Raw genomic sequence first — 11969 nt, 5'->3', positions numbered from 1 at the left:
TCAGACGGCTCGACGGTCTCGGCCTCGGTCACGTTGTCGCTGGTCATCGATGCATCTTCCATGATCGGGAGTTACACCGATCGTTTTACAGTCCCCGCCCCAGCTGCTCGCCGAATACGAGGAGCAGAGCAACCGCTACCGTCGCCTGCTGTCCGACCACGACGTGAACGCACGGGCCAAGCGTCCCATCGGCGACGGTCGCCACGTGGATCTCCGCTGGGTGATCCTCCATCTCATCGAAGAGATCTCCCGACACAACGGGCATCTCGACATCGTGCGAGAGCTCGTCGACGGACAGACCGGCGTCTAGCTGGACGAGCGGCCGGAGTGGCCACCGACCACGTCCACACCCAACCGAAGAACCTTCACGGGACGGGGCTAGCTCCCGAGCCAGGGCAAGAACAGTGTGCATCGCCTGTAAAAGTAGTTCGTGCATACTTTGCACGGGGGGTACGGCATTTCGGCTGGACCGCACTGAGCAGGGGATATGCGGGTATGGACAGCGGTACACCGGTCACCGGCGGCTTCGGCACGCTTCTGTACCGCCTACGGACAAGAGCCGGGCTGAGCCAGGAGGAACTGGCACATACCGCGGGGGTGAGCGTGCGGGCGCTGTCCTATATGGAGGGCGGACACTCCCGAGGGCCGCAGCGTCGCACCGTGCGGGCATTGGCTGGAGCCCTCGGCCTGGACGAGGCCGGCGCGCAGGAGCTGGAACAGACCGCGCGCTTGGGCCGCCCCCGGAAGGTCCGCACTGCGGATGTGCCGTCACCTACGTTCTTACCGGGCGCTGTTGATCAGGCCGCTGCGCCCGATCTGCTGCCGCGCGCACCGCGTGGCTTCTACGGACGGGCGGCGGAACTCGGCGCCCTGTCCCAGGCCACCGAAGGTGAGGCGCCCGTTTGTCTGGTCGTCGGGCCCGCCGGGGTCGGGAAGACCGCCCTTGTACTGCACTGGGCCCACTGCAGCCCTGCCGGATTCCCCGACGGGCGGCTCTATGCCGACCTGCGAGGCTTCGGTGACACGGCAGAGCCCGCGCTCATGGAGGTGCTGCGAGAGTTCCTGCCGGCGCTCGGTGTGCCGCTCGACCGCATACCGGAGTCGGCGAACGGTGCAGCTGCGCTGTTTCGGTCGATCGCCGCCGACCGCCGGCTCCTCGTAGTGCTCGACAACGCGCGTGACTCCGAGCAGGTCAGGCCGCTGCTTCCCGGCGGCCGCCGCTGCGTGACCGTTGTCACCAGCAGGCACCGGCTGCCGGGGTTGATCGTCACTGACACTGCTCGGCCCATCGCGGTGGACGTGTTCGGTCCGCAGGACGGCACGATGCTCCTCGGCGCGGTACTGAGTACGGAACGGGTCGTCGCGGAGCCGGTGGCCGCGCGACGGCTGGCCGAGCTTTGCGACGGATTGCCCCTTGCGCTCCGGGTGGTAGCCGCCCGGTTGACGCAACGGCCCGGCTTGTCCCTTGAGGCGATGGCTGCCGAGCTGTCCGACGAAACGCGCAGGCTGGGCTTGCTGGACGTGGAGGATACCGGCGTGCGAGCGGCGCTGCGCGTGACGCTGCAGCAGCTCCCTCAGGACGTCGCCCGTCAGTTCGCCCGTCTCGGCCGCCACCTCGGTACGCACGTCGACCGGTACACGGCGGCAGCCTTGACGGATACGGATCTTGCGGCCGTCGAAGCCGCCTTGGAGAGGCTGGCCGCTGCGCACCTCGTCACGGAGACGGCGCCCGGCAGATGGGCTATGCACGATCTGGTGCGGCTATATGCACGGAGCCTGGAGGTCGCGCCCGAAGCACTCAAACGCTTGCTCGACTACTACATCACCACGGGCCTCGCGGCCGTGGCAGCGGCCGAGCCCGGCAACGAGGAGTGCTTCCCCCTGCCGGCAGACTACCTGCCACCCGCCGTCGTGCGGGAGTTCGCTGATCGGTCCGCCGCCGTGGCCTGGTACGCGGCGGAGAGGGACGACCTCACACTGGCGGTGGCCGCGGCGCACGCCGCCGGACTGCACGACAGGGTCTGGCGGATCGTCCTGACGCTGTGGCCGTTGATCGTGTGGCGTGTACGGGACGGCTGGGTCTCACTCCTGGAGACCGGGCTCGAAGCGGCACGGACTGATGCCGATCAGCACGGCGAGTCACGCGTGCTGAACGTGCTCAGCTGGGTGCTGATCGAAGAAGGGCGCATCGAGGAGGCGCTGGCTCACCTGAGGGCGGCCTGTGCGCTCGCCTCCCAGACAGGCGACCTGGTGGCCGAGGCGAACGCCCTGCTCGTTCTGGCCATGGCACAAGCGGCCCTCGGCGACTTGGACGAGGCTGCGCAGGAGTGTGAGCGGGCGGTGGAGCTGGCCCGCAAGGCTGATGACCGGACCATCGAGAGACTGGCCCTGCAGCACCTGGCCCGCCACTGGGCCGACGCCGGGAAATGGTGCAAGGCCCTCGACACGGCGACTGAGGCATTGGCCTTCGACGATCGGTCCGGCACGGCCGACGTCCCCCGGATACTGCTACTCATGGTGAGAGGAGAGGCGCTGCTGGGCCTCGGGCACGAAGCCGAGGGCATCGAGCAACTCGATCTCGCAGCCCGGGAAGCGGAGTCATCCGGCTACGAGGACGGCGCGGTACGGGCGCTTGGCGTCCTGTTGAGGGTTTCGGAGGACACGGGACTCCAGGCGCGATATGACGCGGCAGTCACGAGGCTCACCACGCGCACGTGAAGCAGTGCAGCCGGCACCCGGAGATCTCCCCGACCGGTAGAACACACCGCCCGACGGGGCGGCCGCCTGGGCGACTGGTGCGAACGACAAAGTGATGCGCACCGGTCGTCGTGCGCGTCGAGTGCTCCGCGCGGCGTCTGCCGCTCAGGCACCCGAGTCCGTGCCGCGCCTTCGTGCACATCGAGGGGGTGCTCACCGAGTGAGCACCCCCTCGGTCGTCACCCGGCCGGACAGGCCGCCTGCGTGACCTTGCCGGCCTTGACGCCGGTCGTCGCGGGGTCCAGCGTCAGGCACTTACCGGTCCACTGGTTGATGAAGTAGTAGGCGCGTGCTCCGCCGTACTGGTTCACCGGGATGATGTTCCAGAGCTGGCTGCCGGAGGACCACCGGGTCTCGCACGGCCACCAGAACATCTGCGTGCCGTTGCCGGGCGGAGTGCCGTTGTTGTAAGGCACGGTGAGGCAGGAGCCGTTTCCTGCCTTGATCCAGTAGAAGCCCTTCCCGTCGTACGCCGTCGGCGGAGTGGCGGTCCACTGGTGGCTGCTGGGCGCCGGATTGGCGCAGCTGCGCTGGGTCACCAGGCCGCCCTCGCCGGTCTCGAACTCTGCCCCGCGCACCATGCACCGGTTGGAGGCGGTGTACTTGCCGCCGATCTGCCCGACGTACTGCTTGTTCGAATTGACGGTCCACAGTGCCGGGTGCGGCTCGAACACGTTGTTGTTGCGGTTGAGCTCGTTGACCACCGACAGCGGCGTGACACCGGCGGTGTCGCTGTGCTGGTAGAAGTTCACGGCCACGTAGTTCGGGTTCCGTCCGGCCTTCGGCCGGCAGTCCTTCTCGATACGGGTCTTGAGGCTCTGGCCGTTGTCCCCGTGGGACTTCTTCTCCGGCTCGAGGGAGCTGGAGTCGAACTGGTTCATGGTGAACAGCGGGGTCAGCGCCGTGTTCGGCATGGGGTTCTGGCTCACCGGGTATTCGTTGCGGGAGTCACAGCCCGACGGCCGGCCGTCGTAGTCGTAGATCGTTTCCACCGTGCGGGCCCAGGTGTGCATGAGGCGGCCGTACTCGGACTTGGGGTTCGACGGGGCTGTGACGGGGGTGTCGTCCTGCCAGCTGTCCTGGAAGACGACCAGGCGCCGGTTGTCGGCGACCATGGTGCGCAGCAGCGGCCAGTTGTTCTCGTCGATGTCGTAACCGGTGTGCGCGGGCTGGAAGAGCAGGTCGGTCGCGCCCTTGTCCTCCAGCACTTCGCCCATGGCCCGGGTCAGCGTCTCCCGGCTCGCATAGTTCTCCAGGAAGATCGTCACGACTTCCTGGCGATTCGCCTTCAAGAAGTCCACGACCCGTGCGAACTCGGATCGGAAGAAGTCGTAGCACTGAATGGAGTGACAGAGCATCACGTCCGTGTCACCACTGGGCAGAGACACGACCTTGTCATAGGTGTCGAACATCAGCCCGCGCACCCCGTCGTCGAGCTGCTCGGAGATGCTGCGCGACTGGTTGCGCGGTGGAATGAGCTTCACGCCATCGTAGGCATAGGAATTGTGCGTGGTCAGCCACGACCACTGGTCCAGACGGGCATCCCCGTACTTGCTCGCCGCCGCCTCAGCGGGCGCCGGGGCGGTCAGCATTCCGGCCAGGAACAGCAGTGAGAGCACCGGCAGGACCAGTGCCCGCAGCACGCGATGGCGGCGGTGAGGTCCCTGGCGGGGCACCGCGCCGCGAGGGGCGGACGTCACGGCGCGAACGCCTCTTTTACGCATGTCGATTCCAGGAGTGAGGCGGTCCTCGGCGCAGGAGACTGCGGCACGGACCGGAAGGACGGTTCGGTGGCCGGGATCGCGAAGCCGTCTTGTCCCTTCCCGCCCCCGGTGTCCCCAGCACACACGATGGGAAGGAGCAGGACCATGCAGTTCGACCCGCAAAAGTACCGTCCTGCACACTTCTGCTGCCGGGCCCGGCAGCCCCAGCAGTGCCCTCACTGACCTGAGGGTGTACCTCCATGTCTTTGGTCAGGGGAAGAAGGGCTGCATTGGGCCCGGAGGCCGGGCAACAGGGCGAGCACGCCGTTTCCCATGGCGTGGGTGGTCGTGAGTTGATCCGTGCATGAAGGACGTCGTTGAGCCAGGCCGGCCGGTCGTAGTTCGGAGCACCCCGCGTCGGCGGGGTGCTCCGTCGTGGCGGGGGCGTCCGAAGGTGCGGCACTTGTCCTCCCCGCCGACGCAGGGGGTGTACCGGTCCTGACCTCCGGCGCGGCGCGACTCGGATTGTGGGGTGCTCCCGCCGACGCGCGATCATGAGACAGCCGTAGGCGCGCTCAACCGCCCAGCGCTGTGAGATCCGGCCTCGGGGACCCGCTGGACGTGCGGGTGGTGATCGAGCACCTGGCCGCCTTCCCTCTCGCCTCCCGGCAGGTGCGCTCAGTTCACCGGACGTGGATGCGGCCTTCTACTGATCCCTTGCTCCGTCACAGAGGCAGAGGATCAGCACGAAGCCCATGGCCGCAGGCGTAGCTTGCCGGCGGCTGGGCGTAGGACCAGGTGCCGTCCCCTGACGACATGCAGTAGATCCGCCCGCTTTCACCGTCGGAGGGCCGGTAGACGCAGGGCAGCCGTCGCCACTCCGGCGGCCAGGGCTGCTGTCTGCTCCAGAATCCCGGCGGCGGGCGCGTTCAGGTTCAGGGCGTGGGCGGTGATCGTGACGGGGGAGTTGCGGATCACGTGGTCGACGGACGACGTGCCGGCCCCGGTCGCCGCGTAGACGAGGTGACCGTGGCTGAGGCCCAGGGCGGTGCAGTAGGCCAGGAGTTGGTAGAGGTGTTCCACCGGCGGGGCCGTGACCTTGAGGAACGTGTACTTCGCGTCCATCACCGAGACCGGGCCGTCCCCGCGGTACAGGACAAGGTCAGGGCGGAACGAGGCCCTTTGCGCCTCGTCCAGGCGGTGGACGTCCTGGGGAGCGCAGCGGATGCCGTGGCGGGCCAGGGCCTCACCGAGGGTCACCGTCAGGAAACGTTCGAAGACCTTCGGGAGGTCGAGCAGGAAGCCGTCCGCCGGAGTCGGGGCGCCGCCCTCCGGCTGTATCGAGCGACCCGACAGAAGCAGTTCCGCCAGCCTGAGGGCGGGGACGTAGCGGGCGTTGAGGCGTGTCCGGGTCCAGGCGGGGAGCGGCTCGCCGGGGTGAGGGCGGTGGACGCCGGGGAGGCGGTCCGCGAGGCGGCGAAGGGCCAGGCGGGTCGGGTGCGGGACGCCCGGCAGGTGGGCTGCCATGTACAGCGCGGCCAGCAGGATGCGGTTCTCGGGGATGTCGGGGGTGTGGTCGTCGTACTGGACCGATATCGGCAGCGGCAGGCCGGTACGGCGGAGCTGGGCCGTGGTGCGGATACGCCCCCTGATGAGAGGGAGATCTTCGGCCACCTCGCGGTATCCGTGCAGAACACCACCCTCCAGCGTGCGGCGGGCGGTACGGGCCAGCAGGTCGGCCAGGGCGGGGACGAGGTCGTCCGTCGTGGCCGCCGTGACCGGCTCCGGGCGCCAGGGGTCGGTGGAGGAATAGGAGAGGAGGAAGAGGAGGTCCCTGATGCCGAGTTTGGGCCGCAGACTGAGATGGATCGTCCCACCGGATCGTGTGCGCAGGCGGACCAGGCCCACCTTCTGATTGCCGCGTACGCTCCAGCGCCCGCCCGGCGCCGGGGTCAGCCGTACGAGATCCGGCACGGCGACCAGGGCCGCCACCTGGTCGCCGGTCAGCTCCTGCGAGGAGCCGGGGCCGGTCTCCCGGACGGTGAGGGTGAGCTCCGGGTTCACGGCCGGAGGGCCGGGGAGGGGGAGATGGCCGACCGGTCCGGCGGGGAAGGCGCCGGGGACGGGACCCCTGCCGGCGCGGCCGTCGGCCCGACGGCCGCGTGCAGCGATGCGAGACCGTACTCCACCTCGACGTCGACGCCCGTGCCGTGGAGCTGATCCTCCAGGAGCGGCAGGATCTGGGTACGCCAGATGAGGTCCAGACCTCCGGGCCGAGCCACCGCGGGCTTCATCAGGTACGACGGGCCGATGGCACGGTCGGCGTCACCGAGGCGGGAGTTGAGCTCGTCCAGGAGCCGGGCGGCGGTGTCCGGAAGGCCGCGGGCGTGCAGCCAGCGGGTCAGCAGACCCTGCACCGGTGGCTTCTCGGGAGAGAGCCGGCGGAAGGCGAAGCGGCGGCGCATCGCCGCGTCGACCAGCGCGATCGAACGGTCGGCGGTGTTCATCGTGCCGATGAGGAAGAGGTTGCCGGGGAGATGGAACGGGTCGTGCGGGCTGTACTGCACGGTGATGGGTTCCTCGCGGTACTCCAGCAGGAAGTACAGCTCGCCGAAAACCTTGGCCAGGTTGGCCCGATTGATCTCGTCGATGATCAGGAAGTACGGATTCGCCGGGTCCTTCCGCGCACGCTCGGCCAGGAGCCTGAAGGGGCCCGGCTGCACCTCGAACACGACCGAGCCGCTGTCCCCCTTCCCCGGGCGGAAACCCTCGAAGAAGTCTTCGTAGGTGTAGGAGGGGTGGAACTGCACCAGCTGTACCCGGTCCGGCCCAGCCAGATGTTTGGCGAGCACACGGGCCACGTGGGTCTTTCCGGTACCGGGCGGCCCGTGCAGCACCAGCTGGCGCTGTTCCTGAAGCTGTTCGGCGGTCTCCTGCAGCCATTCCAGCGGCATGAGCAGCTCGTCCGCCAGCTCCTGGGTGACCGGCGGGAACTCCAGGGGTGTGGTGACGTCCGCCTCCGCGATGACGTCGGCGACCGCGTCCTCCAGACCCGCGCGTTCGGCGAGCTCGGCGGCCACACTGCTGATGTCGTACACCGCCGGCGGTAGCGGCAGCCGTGCCTGGACCTTCTCCGGGAGGTCCGCCCGCACGAGGGGCCGTTCGGCGGTGGCCCAGCGCACCGGGCGGCGGCGGGCGTTGTCGGGGCCCTCGGAGGGGTCGTACGTGGCCGGGCCCTGGACGGTGCCCACGTGCACCTCGTCCGGGGTGACGGTGACGACCAGGTCGCCCGGCTGCATGACGGTCAGGAAGACGTGGAGTTGGTAGGCGGCCGCCCCGCGCAACTGGGCGGTGGCCTCGGGCATGGCCTCGGCGACTGCCTGCCGGACATGCTGCTTGGTGGCTCCGGCGGCGATCTCCGGTGCTTCCCTCCAGGCGAGCGAGCAGTAGCCCTGGCTGAGCCAGGCCGGGATGAAGTCGTGCCCGTCGACGTTGTTGCCGCGGACCAGCCAGCCGCGCTGTTCGTGCTGCACGGCGCCCTTGCGCCAGCGGCCGACCCAGGGCTCGTCGTAGAAGTCGACGGGCCGGCCGATCTGGACCTCGAGCGCCCTGCTGAGCGTCAGCAGGTCCTTGTCGTCGTTGCCGGTGGGGTCCGGGAGCTCGTCCGCGAAGGCATTGAGGATCTCGTGTTTGTGGTGGGCGCTGGCGATGGGCTGGAAGTCGTCCGGGAAGAGCGTGAAGAGCAGTACGTGGATCTGGGCGCGGCCCTTCTTGTGGCCCACCGCGTCCTGGATGCCGAAACAGAGGGCCCGGAACCGCCAGGGATCGGAGAAGAGTTCCTCGCGCTCCGAGCATTCCGTCCTGGCCAGTCGCTCCACGAGGAGCACCAGGATCTGGAACTGCGCCCAACGGTAGTTGAGGAACCCCTGCCCACCGTGGAGGAAGCCCTTCAGGGCGGGCTCCATCTCCGGGCGCACGTCCATACGGCGGTCGGCCCAGGACAGTACCTCGCGGAGGATCTCGAGCTTCTTCCGGAGACCGATCTGTTCGGGGACCAGCGGGGCCATGTTCACGAAGAGCAGTTCGGCGGCCAGGACGATCGCCTCGTCGGGGGCATCGGTGAGCTGCCGGCGCAGCTTGACGAGGAAGGTGTCCGACGACTCGTCGGGCCGGTCGACGAAGCGGGCGCGCAGATCCGAGGCGGTCGCGGCGGTCCAGGCGGCCAGGTCCGGCTGGAACGAGGACATCCCGCTCCGCAACCCGCCACGGAAGATCCGTTGCACCACCGCCGCGACCTCGGCACCGTCCGGCCGTCTCGCCACAGTTCCACCCGCCCCTCGTGCGTCACGAAGTGCCCACCCTAGTGAGGGGACCGGTCCTGCGGACGGAGAACGAGCAGTCGTCCCGGCTGCGGATGGGCTGGGCCGCGCCGGTGGCGGCTGCGGCCACCTGTTGCTCGGCGCGCCCCCTCCCGGACGATCGGGGAGACGGCGTTCTTGGCCTCCCCCACGCGCAGCCTCCCCGCTGCGGGCCGCAGACGGATCGGCTGAGGAGCCCATGCGCGTCATCGACTCCTGCCCCGAGGCGTGCGACAGCCCGTCGTGGATCCCACTCCCCCGCCACCCGGCGGAGCCGGAAGGCGGCGAACCCGCGTGGCTCACCCAGCCAGTACGGCGCGCGCCTTCTGCAGCTGTTCCACGCCGACCGTGCCCGTGTCCGGGAGACCCGCGCTTTCCCACGCTCCTTGAGCACGCGCCACCACGCCGCCGGCGTCGTCCAGGAGGACCTTCTTCGCCATGTTCACCGAGATCGCCCCGTCGCCCAGGTCGACGAGGTGGGCGAGCATGCGCACGTTGTGCTGCCGGTTGCCGGCCTTCTCCTCGTTGTACCGGTAGACCAGCACCCAGCGCCCGACCAGGGAACGGGCCCGCTCGATCAGCCGGCGGCCGCGATCGGTCTCCTCCTGCTCGGTGCGGATGTTCTCCGCGTCGCCGGACGGCGGCCGAAGGGTGAGCAGACCGCGACGGCTGGTCTCCTCGATCTCGACCTTCTCCAGGAAGGCGACGAACGTCTTGGCGCTCTCCAACCGGTCGACGTCCTGCGCGGCCTGCTTGGCGATCATGTGCAGGTCCACAGTGAGGGTTTGCACACGGCGGCCCCAGAAGGCCTCCTCACCGGGCGGGCAGGGGCCGGCGGCCTGGGCGGCGGCGATCACGAGGTTGAAGTCCACCCGCCCATCATCGCGCGCGGCGCCGACATCGAGCGGAGGGCGGCTCACGCCCGACCGACAGCATCGATGCATTCTTCTGAACAATGTCCAGGACCCGGTTCAGTAGGGACCGACCCTTTGGAAGGCCGCCAATCACGCCGTATCCGGCTGTAGCATGGACTTCTGACGGCCCGTACCGGCTTGAGGAACACGAACGACAACGTATGTAGTTAGTGCGCACTGGCGGTGCTCACGTCACACAGGTGGGCTCTCCTATGTTCACCGAGTCGATTGCGCACCGGGACAGTCCTACTTCCCGCGGGATCCGAGTTCGTCGAGGACCAGGCGGTGCAGCTTGGCCCAGACCCGTGCCTTCGTCCACTCGGTAAATCTGCGGTGGTCTGTCGCACCGGACGGACCTGACGACGCGGTGGGCGCCTGCTGCCACGTACACCGCCAGAACCTGCCGATCACCGTGACGGCGCCGCCGACCACCGCCTTGCGGCCGCGACGGCGCATCCGGTACCACCCGCTGGAACAATTCCCACAAATCATCCGGCACCAGCCGTTCAACGATCCCCACCACGGCCAGCAGCCTACCGATCCCATTGCAGTGGCTTTTGCATTTGCCTCCGGCGATGGGTGCGCCCCTGTGGGTGTTGTTAAGGGATCAGAGCGAGGTAATTTCGAGGGTGACGGTCGAGTAGATGCTGGCGACTGTGCCGAGGCCGAGGGTGCAGGCGAGGATGTCGGTGGCGGGGCCGATGCTGGTCTGGACGACGGTGTCACCGCTGAAGAGGCCGGAGGTGACGTTGCCGGTGACGGTCACGACGAGGGCGGCGCCGACGACGGTGGCGGTTCGGTTGCCGGCGATCGTACTGGTCTGGCCGGTGTTCCAGTTGATCGTGTAGATCGAGGGGGCGGCCTCAAGGAGGGCCAGGCAGGTCCGGTCGGGGACGTTGACCTGCAGAGAGCGGGAGCCGGACGTCACGCTGGGATGGCTGAGGGAGACGCAGGGACCATACTGAACGGTGGAGGAGAAGGTTACGGTCTGGGGGGTGAGACTGAGCGGAGGGTTGTAGGTGGTCGCCTCGCTACTGGGCGCCGTACAGGTTATGTCGAGAAGCCCATGGGTGGCGCCGTGGGCCGGCGCCGCGACCAACACTCCGCTCACCAGGAGACACACGACCGCCAACGCAGCGGTCAACGGAGACCTCTGGTGGGACTTGGTCCGTATGGACTGGAACATGCGGTCCCTCTTTTCTGTCCGCTGTGCTGCGGCTCAGGCACTTGCAAAAATCGGAGCGTCGCAGTCGGCACTGGTACGTAGATGCGACGGTGATCCTGTCGTGTCCCGCCGAACAGGGCGTGCAATTACAGCGAAGTTGCACCGAAGAGCGCGCGCCCGGCACAGCATGCCCCGGCGTACGCCCCTGTAAGTCGCTACGAATGCAAGGCCGACCACTTGCTGGCCTTCACCAGCATCGCCTGCACCCCCATCTGCTACCTCAAGCTCACCGATTGAGATGGTTTCTAAAACCGACAGCGCCAACAGGACGGTCGTGCATGACCAGCCGCCACCGCTTCTGGCACGCCAACCTCGCCAGCTACGGAGACACAGCCCTCCCGCTACTGCCGATGCAATCTGACTAACGCCGGCTTACTCCTCGCCTCCGCCCGCCCCTCTTGGAGGGACTCCCACCCTCCCAAGGATCCCACTTCGAAGAGATTATTCGCGAAGTTGAGACATTCTCGATAGAGATGCGGCATCCCAGCTCACAAGCTTGCCGCCGCAATCCCAGGAACCCCTGCATCAAATCAGAGCAGGTCAGCCACTCAGACAAATCAACCTCATTTTCTATGAGTACAGTGGAGATGTTGCAGGTGATGGCGATATTCGCGTCTCAACTATGTAAATAACCGACAGTTGCGGACAAGGCGATCCCCGGGACCGGGTCTCGTGCTGCGCGCCAGTGTGTTCCCGTTCGCACGGGTGTGCGCGGCTGGAGGGTGTGCGCACCCTCCTAAGAAGTCATTTCATTTGGGCGACTCGGTATTCTGTGAGTCATGGTGGGGATCGTTGAGCGGTTGGTGCCGGATGAGTTGTGGGAGTTGTTCCAGCGGGTGGTACCGGAGGCGCCGTCGCGGCCGCAGGGTGGTGGTCGGCGTCGGCACGGCGATCGGGAAGTGCTGGCGGCGATCGTCTTCGTGGCGACGTCGGGTTGTACCTGGCAGCAGCTGCCTTCGGCGTCGTTCGGTCCGTCCGGAGCGACCGCCCACCGGCGGTTTGCGGAGTGGTC

The 11969-nt window shown here is 68.0% G+C and carries 7 protein-coding genes and 2 pseudogenes; 3 read left to right on the top strand and 6 right to left on the bottom strand.

What is annotated here, in order from left to right; all coding sequences use genetic code 11:
* Positions 1-97: 97 nt before the first annotated feature.
* Together ABZ371_RS20665 and ABZ371_RS20660 are read left to right on the top strand one after the other, a co-directional pair.
* Positions 98-310: pseudogene (locus tag ABZ371_RS20665) on the top strand (DUF664 domain-containing protein); the annotation flags it as partial.
* A gap of 185 nt (positions 311-495) precedes the next feature.
* Entirely contained in the window at positions 496-2718 is a 2223-nt protein-coding gene (locus tag ABZ371_RS20660) for a helix-turn-helix domain-containing protein (protein ID WP_358681624.1), read from the top strand.
* A gap of 218 nt (positions 2719-2936) precedes the next feature.
* Here the strand turns inward: ABZ371_RS20660 and ABZ371_RS20655 are convergent, their stop codons facing one another.
* The 6 genes and pseudogenes from ABZ371_RS20655 to ABZ371_RS20630 all read right to left on the bottom strand — a co-directional run bounded on the left by ABZ371_RS20655 (position 2937) and on the right by ABZ371_RS20630 (position 10660).
* Entirely contained in the window at positions 2937-4457 is a 1521-nt protein-coding gene (locus tag ABZ371_RS20655; protein ID WP_358681621.1) for an RICIN domain-containing protein, read from the bottom strand.
* A gap of 840 nt (positions 4458-5297) precedes the next feature.
* Positions 5298-6524: a restriction endonuclease gene (locus tag ABZ371_RS20650; protein ID WP_358681618.1), complete on the bottom strand. Its 1227-nt coding sequence runs from the start codon at positions 6522-6524 to the stop codon at positions 5298-5300.
* Positions 6521-8782 carry an AAA family ATPase gene (locus ABZ371_RS20645; protein ID WP_358681615.1) on the bottom strand — a complete coding sequence of 754 codons (2262 nt, stop codon included), beginning with the start codon at positions 8780-8782 and terminating at the stop codon, positions 6521-6523. Before ABZ371_RS20645 ends, ABZ371_RS20650 begins: the two co-directional genes overlap by 4 nt.
* A 335-nt stretch (positions 8783-9117) precedes the next feature.
* Complete coding sequence (locus ABZ371_RS20640) at positions 9118-9690, bottom strand: hypothetical protein (protein ID WP_358681613.1); 573 nt, start codon at positions 9688-9690, stop codon at positions 9118-9120.
* Between the two features lie 291 nt (positions 9691-9981).
* Positions 9982-10255, bottom strand: a pseudogene (locus tag ABZ371_RS20635) (transposase); the annotation flags it as partial.
* Positions 10256-10339: 84 nt separating this feature from the next.
* Positions 10340-10660, bottom strand: a complete 321-nt coding sequence (locus tag ABZ371_RS20630; RefSeq protein ID WP_358681610.1) for a hypothetical protein — start codon at positions 10658-10660, stop codon at positions 10340-10342.
* Positions 10661-11736: 1076 nt separating this feature from the next.
* Between ABZ371_RS20630 and ABZ371_RS20625 the strand changes: the two genes are divergently transcribed.
* Positions 11737-11969 (top strand): transposase (locus tag ABZ371_RS20625; RefSeq protein ID WP_358681607.1); only part of this gene is annotated, 233 nt, incomplete at its 3' end.

Source organism: Streptomyces sp. NPDC005899 (assembly GCF_040629645.1).
In the GTDB taxonomy this organism is placed as follows: Bacteria; Actinomycetota; Actinomycetes; order Streptomycetales; family Streptomycetaceae; genus Streptomyces.
Note: the sequence above shows the minus strand (reverse complement) of the source record. Positions and strands in the feature narration are given on the sequence as shown.